Below are 18,569 nucleotides of genomic sequence, written 5' to 3'. Positions count from 1 at the left end.
GCGTTCTAGGAGGCGAGGCCGACCAGCTTGTCCGGGTTGCGGATGATGTAGAGGTTGGTGATCCGGCCGTCGGCGACGTCCAGTTGGAAGAGGGAGTCCGGTTTGCCGTCGACCAGGACCAGTACGGAGTGCGCGCCGTTGACCTCCAGGAACCGGGCCTCCAGCTCCGCCCCCTCCGGCACGCCCTTGCGGGTCGCACCGCCGAGGAACCGGCCGACCTTGTCGGCGGTCTCGATGACGCGCAGCGGGCCCTTCGCCTTGCCGCCGCTGTCGCCGACGAGGCGTACGCCCGGAGCGAGCAAGGACATCAGGCCGTCCAGGTCGCCACCGGTCGCCGCGGCGAGGAACCGCTCGGTCAGATCCCTGCGCTCGTCCGGATCCACCTCGTAGCGCGGCCTCCCCTCGTCGACGTGCTTGCGGGCCCGGGCCGCGAGCTGCCGGACGGCGGGCTCGCCACGGTCCAGCGTGAGGGCGATCTCCGAGAACGGGAACCCGAAGGCCTCCCGCAGCACGAACACCGCGCGCTCCAGAGGCGACAGGGACTCCAGGACGACCATGACGGCGATGGACACGGAATCGGCGAGCACGGCCTGCTCGGCGGTGTCGGGGACGGTCGGCCCGTAGTCCGTGACGAGGGGTTCGGGCAGCCAGGGACCGACGTAGGACTCGCGGCGTGACTGCACGTGGCGCAGCCGGTCGATCGCGAGCCGTGTGGTGACACGCACCAAGTAGGCGCGCGGTTCGCGCACTTGCGACTGGTCGGCCGCCGACCAGCGCAGCCAGGACTCCTGCACGATGTCCTCCGCGTCGGCCACCCGGCCGAGCATGCGGTAGGCCACGCCCATCAGGACGGGCCGGTGCTCTTCGAATACGTCGGTCACGGTATCGGTCGCCACGTCTCCATCCCATCCGACAGAACACCCGGTGTCCAGACGAATCGGGTGCGTCGCGGCCCACACCGGCCCGGCGGCCGTTCCCCCCACCCCCCACCCTCTTGAACTGGAGGCTACTGAGCGGTAATTGTTGCTGACAAGGTGTCTAAGGTGTCTGAGGACCGTCGCCGGGCGACGGGGACTGGAGCAGCAATGGCCGCAGAGGTGTCCTTCAGCGTCGAATCGCCCGGCGGCCCGCGGACGCTGTCCGTCGCCTACGAACGCGGGGGCGAGGGCGAGCCGCTGCTCCTGCTGCACGGCATCGGGCACCACCGCCAGGCCTGGGGCCCGGTGTTCGGCATTCTGGCCGCCGAGTACGACGTGATAGCCGTGGACCTGCCGGGCTTCGGGGAGTCCCCCGCCCTGCCCGACGGGCTCCCCTACGACATCTCGACGGTGGTGTCCGTGCTCGGCGCGCTGTGCGAGGCCCTGGAGATCGAGCGTCCGCACGTGGCGGGCAACTCCCTGGGCGGCCTGCTCGCCCTGGAACTCGGCCGGGAAAAGCTCGTGCGCTCGGTCACCGCGCTGTCCCCCGCGGGCTTCTGGACGCCCGGGGAGCGGCGGTACGCGTTCAACACTCTGCTCGCCATGCGGCACGGAGCGCGGATCCTTCCGTTGCCGATGATCGAACGGCTCGCGCGGACCGCGGCCGGCCGGGCGGCGCTCACCAGCAGCATCTACGCCCGGCCCGGGCGCCGTTCACCCGAGGCCGTCGTCGCCGAGACGCTCGCGCTGCGCGAGGCCACGGGGTTCGAGCAGACCCTCGCCGCCGGGCGCGACGTGCTCTTCAGTGACGACGTGCCCGGCCTCGCGGTCACCGTGGCGTGGGGCTCGCGCGACCGGATCCTGCTGCGCCGCCAGGGCGTGCGGGCCAAGCACGCCGTCCCCGAGGCCCGCCTGGTGCGCCTTCCCGGATGTGGGCACGTCCCGATGAACGACGATCCGGCTCTCGTCTCGCGCGTCGTCCTCGACACCTGCCGCCGCGCGCCGGCCGCGTAGCACGCCGGAGCCCAGTGCCACCCCGGCGCCGACGAGCGCGCTGCCCACGGCCTGCGGGACGCCGTAGGTGCCGGTGCCGACCAGGGGGGCGGTGAACGCCGCCGCGACGGGAATGAGACCGGAGAAGAGGGTGGCTCGCTCGGCGCCGATGCGCTGGATGCCCGAGTACCAGCAGACGAACCCGATGACGGTGACGATCCCCGCCTGCCACAGCAGAGCCGCCGCCTCGGTGGTGCCGGGCATCCGCAGGAAGTTCCCGCCGTCCACCACGACACCGATGACGGCGGACTCGACGGCGGCGATCCCGCAGACCGTCGCGGAGAGCAGCTTCGGGCCGAGCGGCCGCAGCACGGGAACAGCGAGGACCGCGAAGCCGACCTCGCCCGCGAGCGCGCCCGCGGAGAAGAGGATGCCGAACGCGTCCGTACGGCCCCACCCCTGCACGGTGAACGCTCCGGCGGCCACGACCAACGATCCGTACATGACCGCCCGCTGAGGCCGCCGCCCCTCCAGGAGTGGCACGACAACCGCCACGACGACGGGGGCGCAGCCTACGAAGACGCCCGGTACGACAGGTTCCGCCGTGCGTTCGGCGGCGAGGATCGCCAGGTTGAAACCGACCATACCGACGGCGGCGAGAACCGCGAGCCGCCCCCACTGGCGTCGCGTCAGGCGGCCGAGCGGCGCCGCGCCGCCCCGCCCGAGCAGCGGCAGGAGCAGCAGGCAGGCCAGGCCGTAGCGCAGGAACTGGCCGCCCGCGTACGGGTAGTCGCCGAGGAGGCTGTTGGCGGTGAAGGCGCCGCCGACGAGGAGGCAGGCGAGGGCGGCGAGCAGGGACCCGCGTGTGAGGTTCGCGTTCATGGCCCTGACGTTAGGAACGGCCGCGGACCGGTTTAAGGTCCACTTCCGGGGCCTGTTCGGGGACCACTTTTCGGGGCTCGCTGATTTCCGGCCCCGGTCGTCCGTCGCTCTCAGGAGGCGCATCCCTGTGACATCCACGTCGGGTCAAGGATCAGCCGCCTGGGAGCTACTGCTCCCGGCCGCGTCCGCTCCCGCCCGCAGCCGTGGCCGCAGCCTCCGGTCGGCGCTGCGCGACGCGGTCAGGTCCGGACGCCTCGCTCCGGGCACGCGCATGCCATCGAGCCGTGAACTCGCCGCCGATCTGGGCGTCTCACGCGGCCTTGTCACGGAGACGTACGAGCAGTTGACGGCCGAGGGCTATCTGCGCAGCGACCGCGGCGCGGGCACCTGGGTGGGTGGCGCGGCGCGGAAGGCCGTTCGGGGCGCACACGATCTGGCTCCGCGTCCCGTCCACGCGCGCGTGGACTTCATCGCGGGCACGCCCGACCTGTCCCTGTTCCCGCGCGCCGCGTGGGCGGCCGCGCACCGCGGGGTGCTGGCCGAACTCCCCCACCACGCACTCGGATACCCGGACCCGCGGGGCCTGCCCCGGCTGCGTACGGCCCTCGCCGAACTGCTCGTACGCCGCCGGGGCGTGGTCGCGGACCCGGAGGCGATCGTCGTCTGCTCCGGCGTCGCGCAGGCCATGGCGCTGATCGGCTTCGTGCTGCACGCGCGCGGAGTGCGCAGTGTCGGGGTCGAGGACCCCGGGAGCCCGCAGCACGGCGAGCTGTTCGCCTCGGCGGACGTCGCGACGGAGCCGGTACCCCTCGACGGCGAGGGCGTCGTCACCGGCGTACTGAGAGAGCGGGGTCTGCGCGCGGTCGTCACCACGCCCGCCCACCAGTTCCCTCTGGGCATCGGCTACTCGGCGCGGCGGCGCACCGAACTCCTCGACTGGGCCCGGGACGTGGACGGCTTGGTCATCGAGGACGACTACGACGGGGACTTCCGCTACGACCGGGCCCCGGTGGGCGCGCTGCAAGGGCTCGACCCCGAACACGTCGCCTACACGGGCTCGGTCAGCAAGTCGCTCGCTCCGGGGCTGCGCCTCGGCTGGCTGCGCGTACCGGAGTCGATGACCGATGAGGTCGTCGCCCGCAAACGCATGATGGACCTGGGCAATCCGGCGCTGGACCAGGCGCTGCTCGCGCGGTTCGTCGAGCGCGGGGACTACGACCGTCAGTTGCGCCGCTGTCAGCGCGCCTACCGCGAGCGCAGGGACGCACTCGTCGCGGCGCTCGACACGTACTTTCCCGGTACGGCGGTGACCGGCATCGCCGCCGGTCTGCACGTCATCGCCCGGCTGCCCGCACGTCCGGGAGGACAGGAGGTCTTCCTGCGGCGGGCCTCGGCAGCCGGGGTCGCGGTCCGTCCGCTGAGCGACTACGGCTCGGCGGCGGACGGCGCGGGGGTGGCTCTCGTCCTCGGCTACGCCCACCTCGCGCCCGCCCGGATCGCCGAGGGGGTGCGGCTCCTCGCCGAGGCGGACCACCGGCACGGTGACGCCACTGCGACGCTCCGGTGACAGCCCCTCATTAGGGTCGGCCGGGCCCGGTGACCGCGAGCGGGACGCACGCGGTGCCGGAGGCGTCCGAGGGGGGGGCAGACCTGTGGCCGAGGCCGAGGTCATCATCCAGCTCCGAACCACACCGCGACCCGCGACGGCGGCCACCACGGAACTCCCGGACGTCCACAGCCTTCTGGAGCGGCGGTTCGGCGTCACGCCGGAGCCGCTGCACCCCGGCGCCGGCGACCCGGCGCTCATCGGATGGCACCGGGTCGCCGTCCCCGCCGGCGTGGACGCCGAGGCCGTCGCCACGGCCCTGCGCGGCCACCCGGCAGTCGAGGCCGCCTATGTGAAACCACCGGCGGACCTTCCGTAACGTGGTGAAGGAGTCAGCTGTGCCACAGCGATCAGGTGCGGGGAACAGCCGGGGGAACAGCCGCCCGGCTCCAGGATTCGAGCCGCTCTTCGGACGTCCCGAGCTGGTGTGCGTCACGCGCGCCGACGCCGGGGTACGCATCACCCCGACCGGCGCGACCGCCGCGGCGGGCATCTCCGTGAGCGGTCTCGACGCCGTGGCGGCCCAGGAGGACGTCACCATCAGGCCGCTGTTCGGCGCCGACCAGGAGAGGCTGCGCGCCCAGGCAGGGGCTCAGGCGGGGGCCACCGCGGACGGCCCCGGCGCCGGGACCGACGACGCCACGCTGGAGATCCTCGACCGGATGGGGCTCTTCTTCCATGTCGACGCTCCGGCCGACCAGTTGGATGCGCTGGCCGAGCGGCTGCGCGCGTCGGACGCCGTGGAGGGTGCCTACGTCAAGCCCGCCGTCGCCCTCGCCGTCCCCGATGTCGTCCCGAAGAAGGAGAGCGAGGAGGCAGAGGGCCCGCCGCTCAACGACATGCAGCCGACGGGAGCCGACGCGCCGCCCGTGACCCCGGACTTCACCGCACGCCAGGGCTATCTCGACGCGGCGCCGGGCGGCGTCGACGCCCGCTACGCGTGGACCCTGCCGGGTGGGCGCGGCGCCGGTGTCCGGGTGATCGACTGCGAGTGGGGCTGGCGCTTCACCCATGAGGACCTGCGGCTCAACCAGGGCGGCATCGTCTCCGGCACCGGGAGCACGGACACCGATCACGGCACCGCGGTGCTCGGCGAGATCGGCGGCGACGTCAACGCGTTCGGGATCACCGGGATCGCGCCGGACGCCGTCACCAGCGCGTCCGCCTTCTCCATCCCCACGGCCACGGCGATCAGGAACGCCGCCGACCGCCTCGGCCCCGGCGACATCATCCTGCTCGAGATCCACCGCGCGGGGCCGCACGCGACCGGCGTCGGCCAGGTGGGGTACATCGCCGTCGAGTGGTGGCCGGACGACTATCTGGCCATCCGCTACGCCGTCAACAAGGGCATCACCGTCGTCGAGGCCGCGGGCAACGGCGCGGAGAACCTCGACCACGCCGACTACGACACCCCCAGGGCGGGCTTCCCCTCCTGGTGGCGCAACCCCTTCCGGCGTACCGCGCTCGACGCCGGCGCCGTGATCGTCGGCGCCGGGGCACCGCCGCCCGGCACCCACGGCCGCCAGCACGGCCCGGACCGCTCCCGGCTCGACTTCTCCAACTACGGCGCCTGCGTGGACGCCCAGGGCTGGGGACGCGAGGTGACCACCACCGGCTACGGCGACCTCCAGGCGGGCGACAACCAGGACTTCTGGTACACGGACCAGTTCAGCGGCACGTCCAGCGCCTCGCCGATCGTGGTGGGCGCGCTGGCGAGCACCCAGGGCGTGCTGCGCGCGAACCGCCGCATCCCGCTGTCGCCCTCGCGGGCCCGGCAGCTGCTGCGCTCCACCGGCTCACCGCAGCAGGACGCGCCCGGCCGCCCGGCGACCCAGCGCATCGGCAGGCGGCCCGATCTGCGCCAGCTCGTCCCGGCGGCTCTCCAGACGAGCAGCTGGGTCGGCGTCCAGTTCCGGGGCACCCTCGCCGGGAACCGCACCGGGCGCTGGTTCACCTTCAACTGGCCCGCCCACTGGCATGTGGTGTGGACGGTCGTCCCGACGAGTCCGCGCCCCGGTGCCCCGCAGATCCGCTGGAGGGTCCGGGTCGAGCGGGCGAACGACACCTACGCGACGTACTGGATCGACGTGACGAACCTCGTGACCGACTCGGTCGACTTCGAGGCCCGGTTCGCGGTCCTCGGATGGTGATGCGCGGTCTCGGACGGGGCTCCGCTGTTTCTCGGATGGTGAGAGGAAAACGACGATGCGAGTAGGCACACAGTTCACCGGAACACTCAACCCCGGGCAGACCGGACGCTGGTTCACCTTCGGCTGGCCCCAGGACTGGCACGTCGTCTGGTACTTCATGCCGACGACGCCGCAGACGGGCAGCCCGCAGATCGAGTGGGAGACCGAGGTCGAGCGGGCATCTGCCACGGCGGTCACGTACTGGCTGACGGTGAAGAACATCGGCAGCACCCAGATGAACTTCGAAGGCCGGTACGCGGTTCTCAACTAGGCGGGGGGAACGGCCATGAAGGTGCACATCACGATCGCGGAGGACGCGGGCGCGGCCCCGGCGGCCGGGGCGGGGCGGCAGCTCTCCGTGGCACGGGACGCCACGGGTGCCGTCGACGCCGGGCCCGCCGCTCCCCAGACGACGGAGTCGGCCCGTCCGGAAGGCTCCGCCACGGACGGCGGCGAGGCCCCGAGCCGGCTCGCCGAACTCGTCCGGCTCGCCGACGCCGGAGAGGTCGCCGGCCCCGGTGAGGAGCAGCAGGAGGCCCGGCAGTCCGCCGATGGCGTGTCGATGGACGCCGGGAGCGCGCCGGCGGCTCAGGGCTGAGCAGTCGTCGTCGACGAAAGGGGCCGTCACGGATCGCGTGACGGCCCCCTCCGCTGCGCCAGGAGCCCAGAACCGTCAGGAGTTGGCCCACGCGCGCGTGCAGAGCACCAGGCGGTAGCCGTCCGGGTCCTCGATGGTGACGCCCCACTCGTTCCAGTACGGGTTGGGCGACTTCACGCGCGTGCCGCCGTGCGCCTCCAGGCGGGCCACCAGGTCGTCGGGGACGGGCTCGTCGAGGTAGATGACGAGCAGGTCCTCCTCCGTGGGGCGCGGCAGGACCGGCTTGTTCGCCTCGTGCACGAGTTCGAGATGCCAGGAGGCATCCGGCCAGCCGGCCATGAGCAGGTCGTGTTCACCGGGAGCGCCGCCGCCCTCGGAACGCCAGACGACGTCCAGGCCGAGGCCCGTCACCCAGAAGCGCTCGGCCGCCGCGAGGTCTCGGGACGGGCGGGCGATACGGATGTGGCTCTGCCCGTTGACCGGCATGGGGCTCCCCCTTCGAACGAACGCGCTCGGCCGCGCGCCTCTGCCGCCGAGCGTAGACAGCGAACGATCTTCCGGCATCGGGCTCAGGACCTGCGACCGGAGATGTAGGCGAGGGTGTGGGCAATGGGTGTGGGCAATGGGTGTGGGCAATGGGTGTGGGCAATGGGTGTGGGCAATGGGTGTGGGCAATGGGTGTGGGCAATGGGTGTGGGCAATCAAGGAAGCGACGATGCGGGCGACATGGCGTTCGCACAGCGGTTCCCTTCCACCCATGGGCAGTTGTTCACTTGTGGTTTGTGTGTGCGCCGCCGCGCACCGCTAGTTGTGGCCCTGCACACTGGTCGGACCTGTCACTGGAGGCGCATTCATGTCACACCCTCAGCCGAGCCCGTCCCCTCGCCGCCGCAGTGTGCTGCGCGGCTCGCTCGCCGTGCCGGCGGCGCTGGCCGTGCCGTCCGTCGCCGGGGCCGCTCCGGCGTTCGCCCGGTCGGGGCGTCCGCGGGCCGAGTGGGGTGTGCAGGCCGGTGACGTGACGGCGCACGCGGGTCTGGTGTGGGTACGTTCCGACCGTCCTGCCCGCATGATCGTGGAGACGTCCGCCACGGAGTCGTTCCGCAACCCGACCCGCTGGAAGGGCCCGGTGCTCGGCCCGGGCACCGACTTCACCGGAACGACTCGGCTGCGCGGCCTTCCCGCGGGCGAGCAGATCCACTACCGCGTGGTCCTGGCCGACCCCGACGACCCCAGACGCAGCGGCGAGCCGGTCACCGGCACCTTTCGTACGACGCCGAAGGGCCGCAAGGAGGGGGTGCGCTTCCTGTGGTCGGGTGACATCGCGGGGCAGGGGTGGGGCATCAACCCGGACCGCGGCGGCTGGCGCGTCTTCGACGAGATGCGTCGCAGGGACCCGGACTTCTTCCTGTGCAGCGGCGACAACATCTACGCCGACGGGCCCATCCTGCCCAGCGTCAACCTGCCCGACGGCAGCGTGTGGCGGAACGTGACCACGGAGGAGAAGTCGAAGGTCGCCGAGTCGCTCGCGGAGTTCCGCGGCGCCTTCCGCTACAACCTGCTCGACGAGAACGTGCGGCGCTTCAACGCGCAGGTGCCCTCCATCGTCCAGTGGGACGACCACGAGGTGCGCAACAACTGGTACCCGGGCCAGATTCTGACCGATCCCCGCTACACGGAGAAGGACGTGAACGTCCTCGCCGGCCGCTCGCTGCGCGCGTTCAGCGAGTACTACCCGATCTCGACGCTCCCGCCGGGCGACGAGGACGGACGGGTGTACCGCGTGCTGCGGCACGGCCCTCTCCTCGACGTGTTCGTCCTGGACATGCGCTCCTACCGCAACGCCAACTCTCCCGGCCGGCAGCCCGACGACACCACCGGCATTCTGGGTGCCCGGCAACTGCGGTGGCTGAAGCGCGAGTTGTCACGCTCGCGGGCCACCTGGAAGGTCATCGCCTCCGACATGCCGCTGGGCCTCGTCGTGCCCGACGGCTCGGCCAACTTCGAGGCGGTGGCGCAGGGCGACCCCGGTGTGCCGCTCGGCCGCGAGCTGCAGATCGCCGAGCTCCTGCGGCACATCAAGCACCGCAAGATCACCGGGACTCTGTGGCTGACGGCCGACGTGCACTACACGTCGGCGCAGCACTACGACCCCTCGCGTGCGGCGTTCAAGGACTTCGCGCCGTTCTGGGAGTTCGTGTCGGGGCCGCTGGCCGCGGGCGGCTTCCAGGCCCTCAAGCTCGACGGGACGTTCGGCGCCGAGCAGCGCTTCGTCAAGGCTCCGAACCGCGCCAACACGTCACCGGCCGAGACCCCGCAGTACTTCGGCGAGGTCGACATCGACGGCGGCAGCGGGGAGCTGACCGTGCGGCTGCGCCAGGAGGACGGCGCGGTGCTGTTCACGAAGGTGCTGTCGCCGGGGCGGGTGGGGCAGCAGTGATTACGCCCCCGAACACGCAACGAGAAGTCACCTCCGGACGCCACGAAAGACCAAAGATGAACTAAACGGGCAGAAGGTGTCTTAACTCATCAGTCACAAAACGTTCGTGATCACGCAACACCCTTCCTCCACAGTGGCTGTATGAGTGCTGACATGTCTGATGTGACGCGAACCAAACACGGCCGCCCCGTTCACCACTGGCGGCGGGATCTGGTGGAACTCGCCGCCCTCCTCACGGCGGTGGCCGTGGCGGACGCGGTGGCGAACATGATCGGGCACGGACCCGACGTCCCCGCCCTGCTCGTGATCTCGGCCGTGGCGCTGCTCGCCACGGTCGGTTTCCACACATGGTGGGCACGCCGCCACAACCACGCACCCCCGACGACGGACGATACCGGCGCCCGGTCGCACACCGCCGGGCAGAAGACCACAGGGCACCAGACCCCAGGGCAGCAGACCCCAGGGCAGCAGAGCGCGGGGCACCAGAGCGCGGAGGCGACGACCCTGTGGCGGATGCGCACCACGGTGCGGGACGAGCCGGGCGCGCTCGCCGCCCTGTGCACGGCCCTGGCCCACGACAAGGTCGACATCCTGAGCCTCCAGGCGCACCCGCTGGCCGAAGGCACCGTCGACGAGTTCCTGCTGCGTGCCCCCGCCGACCTGCCCGCGGCCGAGATCACCCGAGACGTCGCGCAGGCCGGCGGCTCGGGCACCTGGATCGAGCGGGCGGACGCCCATGACCTGGTGGACGCCCCCACCCGCATCCTGGGCCTGGCCACCCGAACCGCCCTGGACGCCGCCGAACTGCCGCTCGCGCTGCGTCAGTTGCTGGGCCGCTGCACCATCCGGTCGCTGCCCGCGAAGTCACAGGGCGCCACGTCCGGGCCGCGGTCGGACAAGCCCGACGACGGCGCACCCGTCGAGGGTGCCCTTGAAGGCGAAGGGACAGTGCTCCGGCTGCAGGCCCCCGACGGCGAAGTGATCACCGTGGAGCGGCCGTATCTGCCGTTCACGCCCACCGAGTTCGCCCGCGCACGTGCCCTGGTCGAGCTCGACACCCGGCTCGGCCCGCGCATCCCGCGCAGCCAGGACGTCCTGACCCTCGCCGAGGGCAGCTCCATCACCGTGCGCCGGGCCGACACCGGCGACCTCGACGCGGCCAGGGCCATGCACGAACGCTGCTCGCAGCGCACCCTCGGTATGCGCTACCACGGCCCCGTGCGGGACGCGGACCGCTATCTCAACCACCTGCTGAGCCCCCGGTTCGGCCGCACCCTTGCGGTGCGGACGGCGTCCGGGCGCATCGTCGGCCTCGGCCATCTGCTCTGGGACGGCGACGAGACCGAGATCGCGCTGCTCGTCGAGGACGACTGGCAGCGCCGCGGCATCGGCAGCGAACTGCTCGGCCGCCTGGTGACGATGGCCATCGAGGCGGGCTGCGAGAGCGTGTACGCGGTGACGCGGGCGTCCAACACCGGCATGGTCGCCGCGATGCGCGGCCTCGGGCTTCCCCTCGACTACCAGATCGAGGAGGGCACGCTGGTGATCACCGCGGGCCTCGGGGCTACGCCGGTGAGTTCACGGCTGCCGTACGACCAGCCGCGGGGGCGTGCGGAGCGGCACTGACCCGGGGCACTCGGGCCGCCGCGTCCGTGCCGGGCACCCGAGGGCCGAGGGCGCGGTCGAGGTCCTGCCACAGGTCCTCGACGTCCTCGAGCCCGGCCGAGAGGCGCAACAGGTTGTCGCTCACGCCCGATGACCGCCGGTCCGCCGGGTCGACGACGCGGTGGCTGATGGACGCCGGATGCTGGATGAGCGTGTCCACGCTGCCGAGGCTGACCGCCGGGGTGATCAGCCGCACCCCGGCGGTCACCGCGTGCGGATCGCCGATGACCTCGAAGGCGACCATGGCGCCGCCGAGCCGCGGATATTGCACGCGGCGCACGCGCGGGTCGGCGGCAAGGCGCCGCGCGAGCTCCGCCGCGTTCGCGGAGGCGGCACGTACCCGCACCGGCAGCGTGGAAAGACCCCGCAGCAGGAGATATCCGGCGAGCGGATGCAACACCCCGCCGGTGGCGAACCTGACCTGCCGCAACTGCCGCGCGAACTCCTCGTCGCACGCGACCACTCCGCCGAGGACGTCGCCGTGGCCGCCCAGGTACTTGGTGGCGCTGTGCAGCACGAGTCGCGCCCCGCTCTCGACAGGCCGTTGCAGGACGGGCGTGGCGAAGGTGTTGTCGGCAAGGAGGGGCACCGTGCCGCAGGCGTGGGCCACCGCGCGCAGATCGAGTTCGGCGAGGGTCGGATTGGCGGGCGACTCGACAAGGACCAGGCCCGTGTCGGGGCGGATCGCGTCGGCGATCCCTGCGGGGTCGACCCAGGTCACCGCGGAGCCGAGGAGCCCCGCCGTGAGGAGGTGGTCGCTGCAGCCGTACAGCGGGCGGACCGCGACGACATGGCGCAGTCCCGCCGCCCCTCGTGCGAGAAGGACCGCGGTCAGCGCCGCCATGCCGCTCGCGAACGCGACGGCGCTCTCCGTCCCTTCGAGCCGGGCCAGGGCTGTCTCGAAGCGGGCGACGGTCGGGTTCGCGAGGCGGGCGTAGACGGGCGGTCCTTCGTCCAGGGCGCCGTCGGCGGCGAAGGCGTCGATGCGCGCCGCCTCGCCGCGGGTGTCGTACGAGGGGTAGGTGGTGGACAGGTCGATCGGCGCAGCGTGCAGGCCGAGTCCGGCGAGGTCGTCGCGTCCGGCGTGCACGGCCTCGGTGGCGAGTGCGCGCGGAGCGGGCGATGCCGGCATCGGGGCCGGGTGGCCGGATCCGGTGCGGGGTTCCGTGTTCGTGTCCATGCCCGACAGCCTGAACAAAGGCCGGTACCGGGCAGTTGAAGCCCGTGCTACGTTCGGCAAGTGGCTGATTCTGTCGTACTCGACCCGGTGGATCTCCGCATCCTGCGGCTGCTGCAGAACGATGCCCGGATCACCTACCGGGATCTCGCGGCCCAGGTCGGCGTCGCGCCGTCGACCTGTCTGGATCGTATCTCCCGGCTGCGCCGCTCCGGTGTGATCCTCGGACACCAGCTGCGCCTCGATCCGGCGAAGCTCGGACGCGGTCTGGAGGCGCTGCTGTCCGTGCAGGTCAGGCCGCACCGGCGGGAGTTGGTGGGGCCGTTCGTGGAGCGGATCAGAGCGCTGCCGGAGTCCCGGTCGGTGTTTCATCTCGCGGGGCCCGACGACTATCTGGTGCACGTGGCGGTGGCCGACACGGCAGACCTCCAGCGGCTCGTCCTCGACGAGTTCACGGCGCGGCGCGAAGTGGCACGCGTGGAGACACGGTTGATCTTCCAGCAGTGGGAGTGCGGCCCGCTCCTGCCGCCGGCCCCGGGAGCCGATGGCCAAGGGGCGGCCTCCGGCCAATCGTGATGACGGGGGCGCGTCCCGCGTATGAGGATGTCCGCATGTCAGACACGAAGATCCCGAACACGAGCGAGAACGGGAGCGGGAGCCCGCTGCCTCGCCAGGTCGCCGACGCCTACGTCGACGAGCTCATCGCCCTCGATCCCATCAACGGCACCTTTCTCGGCGTCAAGGCGAGTCACAGCAAGCTCCCGGACACCTCACCGGCGGGCCAGGAAGCCGTCGCGGAGCTGGCCCGCACGACCCTTGCCCGGCTGGACGATGCGGAACGCCTGCCCGGCGCCGACAGCGACGCCGAACGCCGGTGCGCGCGGCTCCTGCGGGAGCGGCTCACCGCCGAACTCGCCGTGCACGAGGCAGGCGAGGGGCTGCGCGCGGTCGGCAATCTGCATACGATCCCGCACGCGGTGCGCGAGATCTTCACCGTGACGCCGATGGAGACGGACGAGGACTGGGCGGCGATCGCCGAGCGGCTGCGGGCCGTGCCGGCCGCGTACGAGGGGTATCGCGCCTCGCTCGAACTGGGCCTGGAGCGCGAGCTGTTCGCGGCTCCCCGACCCACCGCCGTCTTCATCGGGCAGCTCGGCGAGTGGGCGGGCCCCGGCGGCGCCGAGGGCCGCGGCTGGTTCGAGGAGTTCGCCGCGGACGGGCCCGACTCGCTGAGGGCAGAGCTGGACGCCGCGGCCCGCGCCGCCACCGCCTCGGTCGTGGCACTGCGCGACTGGATGCGTGACGTCTACGCGCCCGCGATCGAGGGCGCCCCCGACACGGTGGGCCGCGAGCGCTACGCCCGCTGGTCCCGCTACTTCAACGGCACCGACCTGGACCTCGACGAGGCGTACACGTACGGCTGGTCCGAGTTCCACCGGCTGCTCGGCGAGATGCGCGCCGAGGCCGAGAAGATCCTGCCCGGCGCCGGGACACCGTGGGTGGCGCTCGCCCACCTCGACGAGCACGGCACGCACATCGAGGGCGTGGAGGAGGTGCGGGTCTGGCTCCAGGAGCTGATGGACGAGGCGATCGAGGCGCTGGACGGCACACACTTCGAACTCGCCGAGCGAGTACGGAAGGTGGAGTCCCGCATCGCCCCGCCGGGTGGCGCCGCGGCCCCGTACTACTCCGGCCCATCGGAGGACTTCTCCCGCCCCGGACGGACGTGGCTGCCGACGATGGGCGAGACCCGCTTCCCCGTCTACGACCTGGTCTCCACCTGGTACCACGAGGGCGTCCCCGGCCACCACCTCCAGTTGGCGCAGTGGGCGCACGTCGCGGAGAACCTCTCCCGCTACCAGGCGACCATCGGCATCGTCAGCGCCAACGCGGAGGGCTGGGCGCTCTACGCGGAGCGGCTGATGGACGAGCTCGGCTTCCTCAAGGACGCCGAACGCAGGCTCGGTTATCTGGACGCCCAGATGATGCGGGCTCTGCGCGTGATCGTCGACATCGGCATGCACCTGGAGCTGGAGATCCCGGCGGACTCGCCCTTCCACCCGGGCGAGCGGTGGACCCCTGACCTGGCGCAGGAGTTCTACGACGCGCACTGCAGCCGTCCCACGGACTACGTGGCGAGCGAGATGACCCGCTACCTCTCCATCCCCGGCCAGGCCATCGGCTACAAGCTGGGCGAGCGGGCGTGGCTCATCAGCCGCGAGAACGCGCGGCGGCGGCTAGGCGACGCCTTCGACGCGAAGGCGTGGCACATGGCGGCGTTGTCGCAGGGGTCGCTGGGTCTTGACGACCTGGTGGCCGAGCTGTCAGCCCTTTAGCCACGCCACGCACCCGAGTTGACGCGCGCCTCACCCCGCCACCACCCCTCTCAGCACCCGCAGTCCTCCGCGTCCGCCGGGGCTGTGAGGGTGTCGGGAGTGCGGCGCTCCTTGCCCTCCCAGGTCTCGAACTCGAAGCCTTCGCGCGCCCAGTACTCGAAGCCGCCCATCATCTCCTTGACCTGGTAGCCGAGTTGGGCGAGGGCGAGGGCGGCGCGGGTCGCGCCGTTGCAGCCGGGGCCCCAGCAATATGTGACGACCGGGACGGACGTGTCGAGGAGTTGCTCGGCCTGCTCGGGGATGAGGGCGGTGGGAAGGTGGATCGCGCCGGGGATGTGGCCCTGGTCCCAGGACGCCGTCGAACGGGAGTCGACCACGACGAATCCGGGGTCGCCGCCGGCGGCGAGCGCCGACGCCACGTCGGACACGTCGGCGTGGAAGGCGAGGCTCGCGCCGAAGTACGCGGCGGCGGCAGCCGGGGACGCGGGGGCCACCCGCAGGACGGAGTTCGGGGCGCCGACGGCGGTGGCCGCCGTGCTCGCGGCGCTGGTCGCTTCGGTGTGCGCTGTGTTCGTCGTTGTGCTCATGGCCAAAAATCTACGGGCGAGCCCGCCGCCCCAGAAGAGCCGATCACCGGCGTACCTCTTGATCTGCCGGGGATTCCCCTGTTACCTCTCGGGCATGACCGGTTATTCCACGGACGCCACCGACTGGCGCATCCTCGACGTCCTCCAGCGTGAGGGCCGCGCCAGCTACGCCGAGCTGGCACGCGCCGTCGCCATGTCTCCGAGCGCCGTGACCGAACGGGTCCGCCGCCTGGAGGAGGCGGGCGTGATCCAGGGGTACGCGGCCGTGGTGGACCCGGAGCGTCTCGGCCTGCCCATCCTGGCGTTCGTGCGCCTGCGGTACCCGAACGGCCATTACAAGCCGTTCCACGACCTGGTGGAGGTGACCCCCGAGATCCTGGAGGCGCACCACGTCACCGGCGACGACTGCTTCGTGATCAAGGTCGCCGCGCGCTCGATGAGCCACTTGGAGGAGGTCGCCGGGAAGATCGGCGCACTGGGGTCGGTGACCACCAGCATCGTCTACTCCTCTCCCCTACCAAGGCGCCCCCTGGGCCGCTGACCCCGGCCTGTCCCCCAGGCCGACTCGTAGACGCCCACCGGTTCTGGTTCTCAAGAACCCCGGAAGCCCCACCGAGCACTTTCGGTGGGGCTTCCGGGGCGGTACTGAAGCGCAACCCTTCCCCGATTTCTTCGACTCAGCTGACCTACAGGTCGTACGGGTAGAGCTGAATTTCGGGAGCCCGGAAGGAGATGAGCCCCTTGACGGAAAGCTCTGACCTTCGATTCGGGATTTCAATCAGGAGGATGTCCGACCCTACTCTGACCTCAACGACCGAATCATCGCCATCCTCGAACCTGACAACTTCACCCGTAATCAGGGATCCGGGCCCCGCGCCTACGTCCGAGAGGGAGGTAACACTCGAGGAAGTCGCAGTCCACTCTGCGACCTCTTCCGGAACCTCGATCTCGACATCGAATCGGCCCACCTCGGCGGGGCCTCGCCCCATCCAGCGGCCAGACGCCGTACCGGACTCGCACCTGAAGCGCACGATCCCTTGCGAAGGGGCCAGGACCTGCAGAACTTCCACTCTCATCACTTCCCCCCAAGGGAACTCGCTGCTGCATTGTATTGCCGACAGTCCATGTGTTAGTGACGGAGTATTGTGGGCTTGCTGTTCATCTCGTGATCACCCATCCGAATACTGCGGCGCCCATCGGCAGGTTATTGACTGTTTCATCGGGCGGGCAGTTGGAATTGTGAACCAGGACCGGGGTCCCGCCCGCCAGCACATAGTACGTGTGCTACGCGGCCCCTCTCGATCTGCGTATTCGCAGATCAGCGGTGGTTTCGGGTTCTGCTGGTGTCCGTGATTGTGTGGGGGAATCCGTGGGTGTTGCCGTCGCTACTGCCGTCAGACGGTACGCCGCTGATCGCCCCCATGGTGGACCTGTCCGTCGTCGGCCTCCTGGTCGCGCACCGCCTGCGACGGCACCGGGCAGGCCCGCCCGCTGTCCCGGCTCCCCGTCGCATGCCATGTGCGGCAGATGATCCGCACCTGCTGGGAGCTGGGCAGGCTGCCGGAGTTCGCCCACCTCAAGCTCTGGAAGTGGGCGCACATGCTCGGCTTCCGGGGCCACTTCTCCACCAAGTCCCGCAGCTACTCCACCACCCTGGGCGCGCTGCGCGACGCCCGCCGCGCCTGGCGCACCGAACAGGCCCGCGTCCACGCCGGGCTGCCCGAGCCCGATCCGACGACCACGCTCGTCGTCGGTCGCTGGGACTACCTCGGCTCGGGCTACAACCCCGGCGTGGCCCTCCTCACGGCCGACGTCTGGCATTGCAAGGAACTGGAACGGCAGTTCACGGCCGAAGGGGGCTGTTGATGGCCTCGCCCCCACTCGCCGTCCTCCACGCGGAGGTGACCCCGACGCTGGATCTGCTCACGGTGCCCCAGGTCATGGCCCGACTCCAGCTCGGCCGCTCCGCCGTCTACGACCTGCTCCGCTCCGGCCAACTCGCCTCGGTCACCCTCGGCCGCGCCCGCCGCATCCCCACCCACGACCTCACCGACTTCATCCGCACCCGCCTCGAACAGGAAGCCGCCTAATGACCACACCCCGAGATGCCCCGCCTCCCGGCGAGCCCGCGCCAACGGCGACGGAACCGTCTACCAGCGCAAGGACAGCCGTTGGGAGGCCACCGGATACGTCCTCGCCCCCAGCAACACCCGCAAGCGCCTCCGTGTCTACGACACCACCCGCAAGGAAGCCCTGGCCAAGCTCACCGAGAAGATCGCCAACAGCAACCGCGAGGTCCCCGTACCCTCCGCGCAGGGCAGCCGGGCCGCGTACCTGACGTATTGGCTGGAGGCCGTTGCCGTCCACCACCTCCGCGAGGACACCCCCACACCCCGCTACACCGCCTGCGTGAACAACTACCTCATCCCCGGCCTGGGCAAGAAGAAGCTCGCCAAGCTCACCGCCAGGGACGTCCGCACCTGGCTCAACCAACTCCGCACCACCTGCCAGTGCTGTGCCCGCAGCATCGACGCCGGCCGCGATCAACCCCGCTGCTGCGCCACCGGAACATGCTGATCCAAGCGGCTCTCGCCGCTGACGCTGACGTACATCCACTCCGTCCTCAAGTCCGCCCTGGAACACGCCGTGCGCGAGGAGGAGATCCCGCGCGACGTCGCCCGCAAACGTCCGCACCGGCACGCCTCGGCCCCGACGCTTCGCACCCCTCACCGCTCAAGAACCCCGTCAGCTCCTCGCCGCCGCGAACGAACACCGGCTGCACGCCCTGTTCGAACTCGCTCTCCACACCGGGCTCCGCAAGGGCGAACGCCTCGGTCTCCGCTGGGAAGACCTCAACCTCGACCGGGGCACCGCCGCCATCCGCCGAACATTGCAGCGCACCAACACGGACGGCCTCACCGCTTTGCCCACCAAGACTCGGGCCTCCGAGCGCCGCATCACTCTCCCTCCCTGACCGCTGCCTCCAGTCGCTGAAGCACCGCTACGAAGAGCAGTAGCGCGACCGTGACACGGCGGGCGCCGAGTGGCAGCACAACGGGTAGGTGTTCACCACGCCGCAGGGAAGAGCGATCGATCCGACCAACCTCACCCGGACCTTCACCACACTACGGCGATGACCCGCCGCTGTGCGGAGCCACCGTCCACGACGTTGCCGTCAACTA

At 71.2% G+C, this 18,569-nt stretch carries 16 protein-coding genes and 3 pseudogenes; 14 read left to right on the top strand and 5 right to left on the bottom strand.

The window, feature by feature from the left end; genetic code table 11:
- Positions 1-5 precede the first annotated feature (5 nt).
- The gene (gene sigJ, locus ACZ5WE_RS29305) at positions 6-896 is read right to left on the bottom strand and encodes an RNA polymerase sigma factor SigJ (protein WP_467693399.1); all 891 of its coding nucleotides are present in this window, start codon (positions 894-896) and stop codon (positions 6-8) included.
- A 189-nt stretch (positions 897-1,085) separates the two neighbouring features.
- On the opposite strand from sigJ, the gene ACZ5WE_RS29300 reads away from it, so the two are divergent.
- The gene (locus ACZ5WE_RS29300) at positions 1,086-1,931 is read left to right on the top strand and encodes an alpha/beta fold hydrolase (protein WP_467693397.1); all 846 of its coding nucleotides are present in this window, start codon (positions 1,086-1,088) and stop codon (positions 1,929-1,931) included.
- Between the two features lie 456 nt (positions 1,932-2,387).
- Here ACZ5WE_RS29300 and ACZ5WE_RS29295 read toward each other — a convergent pair.
- A pseudogene (locus tag ACZ5WE_RS29295) lies at positions 2,388-2,792 on the bottom strand (EamA family transporter); the annotation flags it as partial.
- A gap of 127 nt (positions 2,793-2,919) precedes the next feature.
- On the opposite strand from ACZ5WE_RS29295, the gene pdxR reads away from it, so the two are divergent.
- The 5 genes from pdxR (at position 2,920) to ACZ5WE_RS29270 (ending at position 7,185) form a co-directional block, all read left to right on the top strand.
- The gene (gene pdxR / locus ACZ5WE_RS29290) at positions 2,920-4,359 is read left to right on the top strand and encodes a MocR-like pyridoxine biosynthesis transcription factor PdxR (protein WP_467693395.1); all 1,440 of its coding nucleotides are present in this window, start codon (positions 2,920-2,922) and stop codon (positions 4,357-4,359) included.
- 85 nt (positions 4,360-4,444) lie between these two features.
- Entirely contained in the window at positions 4,445-4,717 is a 273-nt protein-coding gene (locus tag ACZ5WE_RS29285) for a hypothetical protein (RefSeq protein ID WP_467693394.1), read from the top strand.
- Between the two features lie 19 nt (positions 4,718-4,736).
- Complete coding sequence (locus ACZ5WE_RS29280; RefSeq protein ID WP_467693392.1) at positions 4,737-6,548, top strand: S8 family peptidase; 1,812 nt, start codon at positions 4,737-4,739, stop codon at positions 6,546-6,548.
- Between the two features lie 55 nt (positions 6,549-6,603).
- Entirely contained in the window at positions 6,604-6,858 is a 255-nt protein-coding gene (locus ACZ5WE_RS29275; protein WP_160503574.1) for a hypothetical protein, read from the top strand.
- Positions 6,859-6,873: 15 nt separating this feature from the next.
- A complete protein-coding gene (locus ACZ5WE_RS29270; protein ID WP_467693391.1) occupies positions 6,874-7,185 on the top strand; it encodes a hypothetical protein in 312 nt (103 codons plus the stop codon).
- Positions 7,186-7,260: 75 nt separating this feature from the next.
- On the opposite strand, the gene ACZ5WE_RS29265 is transcribed toward ACZ5WE_RS29270, so the two are convergent.
- Positions 7,261-7,671 (bottom strand): VOC family protein, encoded by a 411-nt coding sequence (locus ACZ5WE_RS29265; protein WP_467693389.1) that lies wholly within the window; start codon positions 7,669-7,671, stop codon positions 7,261-7,263.
- A 367-nt stretch (positions 7,672-8,038) separates the two neighbouring features.
- Here ACZ5WE_RS29265 and ACZ5WE_RS29260 point away from each other — a divergent pair, with 367 nt between their 5' ends.
- Together ACZ5WE_RS29260 and ACZ5WE_RS29255 are read left to right on the top strand one after the other, a co-directional pair.
- Entirely contained in the window at positions 8,039-9,622 is a 1,584-nt protein-coding gene (locus tag ACZ5WE_RS29260; protein WP_467693388.1) for an alkaline phosphatase D family protein, read from the top strand.
- A gap of 153 nt (positions 9,623-9,775) precedes the next feature.
- Positions 9,776-11,248, top strand: a complete 1,473-nt coding sequence (locus tag ACZ5WE_RS29255; protein ID WP_467693615.1) for a GNAT family N-acetyltransferase — start codon at positions 9,776-9,778, stop codon at positions 11,246-11,248.
- Here the strand turns inward: ACZ5WE_RS29255 and ACZ5WE_RS29250 are convergent.
- Positions 11,187-12,467: a trans-sulfuration enzyme family protein gene (locus ACZ5WE_RS29250; protein WP_467693386.1), complete on the bottom strand. Its 1,281-nt coding sequence runs from the start codon at positions 12,465-12,467 to the stop codon at positions 11,187-11,189. The two genes, ACZ5WE_RS29255 and ACZ5WE_RS29250, sit on opposite strands and share 62 nt — an antisense overlap.
- A gap of 60 nt (positions 12,468-12,527) precedes the next feature.
- Here ACZ5WE_RS29250 and ACZ5WE_RS29245 point away from each other — a divergent pair, with 60 nt between their 5' ends.
- Complete coding sequence (locus tag ACZ5WE_RS29245; protein WP_467693384.1) at positions 12,528-13,040, top strand: Lrp/AsnC family transcriptional regulator; 513 nt, start codon at positions 12,528-12,530, stop codon at positions 13,038-13,040.
- A 35-nt stretch (positions 13,041-13,075) separates the two neighbouring features.
- A complete protein-coding gene (locus tag ACZ5WE_RS29240) occupies positions 13,076-14,800 on the top strand; it encodes a DUF885 domain-containing protein (RefSeq protein WP_467693382.1) in 1,725 nt (574 codons plus the stop codon).
- Positions 14,801-14,850: 50 nt separating this feature from the next.
- Here ACZ5WE_RS29240 and ACZ5WE_RS29235 read toward each other — a convergent pair whose 3' ends face one another.
- Entirely contained in the window at positions 14,851-15,387 is a 537-nt protein-coding gene (locus tag ACZ5WE_RS29235) for a rhodanese-like domain-containing protein (protein ID WP_467693380.1), read from the bottom strand.
- 94 nt (positions 15,388-15,481) lie between these two features.
- Here ACZ5WE_RS29235 and ACZ5WE_RS29230 point away from each other — a divergent pair, with 94 nt between their 5' ends.
- The 4 genes and pseudogenes from ACZ5WE_RS29230 to ACZ5WE_RS29215 all read left to right on the top strand — a co-directional run.
- On the top strand, positions 15,482-15,928 hold the full coding sequence (locus tag ACZ5WE_RS29230) for an Lrp/AsnC family transcriptional regulator (protein WP_467693378.1): 447 nt from the start codon (positions 15,482-15,484) through the stop codon (positions 15,926-15,928).
- Positions 15,929-16,845: 917 nt separating this feature from the next.
- Positions 16,846-17,253 (top strand): annotated as a pseudogene (locus ACZ5WE_RS29225) (replication initiator); the annotation flags it as partial.
- Entirely contained in the window at positions 17,253-17,477 is a 225-nt protein-coding gene (locus ACZ5WE_RS29220; RefSeq protein ID WP_467693376.1) for a helix-turn-helix domain-containing protein, read from the top strand. The pseudogene ACZ5WE_RS29225 and the gene ACZ5WE_RS29220, both read left to right, overlap by 1 nt.
- A pseudogene (locus ACZ5WE_RS29215) lies at positions 17,477-18,521 on the top strand (tyrosine-type recombinase/integrase); the annotation flags it as partial. The gene ACZ5WE_RS29220 and the pseudogene ACZ5WE_RS29215, both read left to right, overlap by 1 nt.
- Positions 18,522-18,569 lie beyond the last annotated feature (48 nt).

This window comes from Streptomyces sp. NPDC033180 (assembly GCF_055577645.1).
The sequence above is the reverse complement of the archived record's forward strand: the minus strand, read 5'-3'. Positions and strand labels throughout refer to the sequence as shown.

Coding starts and splice junctions, on each gene's coding strand:
- ACZ5WE_RS29300 (WP_467693397.1), top strand. CDS start 1,086: ATGGCCGCAGAGGTGTCCTTCAGCGTCGAATCGCCCGGCGGCCCGCGG.
- ACZ5WE_RS29275 (WP_160503574.1), top strand. CDS start 6,604: ATGCGAGTAGGCACACAGTTCACCGGAACACTCAACCCCGGGCAGACC.
- ACZ5WE_RS29270 (WP_467693391.1), top strand. CDS start 6,874: ATGAAGGTGCACATCACGATCGCGGAGGACGCGGGCGCGGCCCCGGCG.
- ACZ5WE_RS29265 (WP_467693389.1), bottom strand. CDS start 7,671: ATGCCGGTCAACGGGCAGAGCCACATCCGTATCGCCCGCCCGTCCCGA.
- ACZ5WE_RS29260 (WP_467693388.1), top strand. CDS start 8,039: ATGTCACACCCTCAGCCGAGCCCGTCCCCTCGCCGCCGCAGTGTGCTG.
- ACZ5WE_RS29255 (WP_467693615.1), top strand. CDS start 9,776: ATGTCTGATGTGACGCGAACCAAACACGGCCGCCCCGTTCACCACTGG.
- ACZ5WE_RS29250 (WP_467693386.1), bottom strand. CDS start 12,467: ATGGACACGAACACGGAACCCCGCACCGGATCCGGCCACCCGGCCCCG.
- ACZ5WE_RS29240 (WP_467693382.1), top strand. CDS start 13,076: ATGTCAGACACGAAGATCCCGAACACGAGCGAGAACGGGAGCGGGAGC.
- ACZ5WE_RS29235 (WP_467693380.1), bottom strand. CDS start 15,387: ATGAGCACAACGACGAACACAGCGCACACCGAAGCGACCAGCGCCGCG.
- ACZ5WE_RS29230 (WP_467693378.1), top strand. CDS start 15,482: ATGACCGGTTATTCCACGGACGCCACCGACTGGCGCATCCTCGACGTC.
- ACZ5WE_RS29220 (WP_467693376.1), top strand. CDS start 17,253: ATGGCCTCGCCCCCACTCGCCGTCCTCCACGCGGAGGTGACCCCGACG.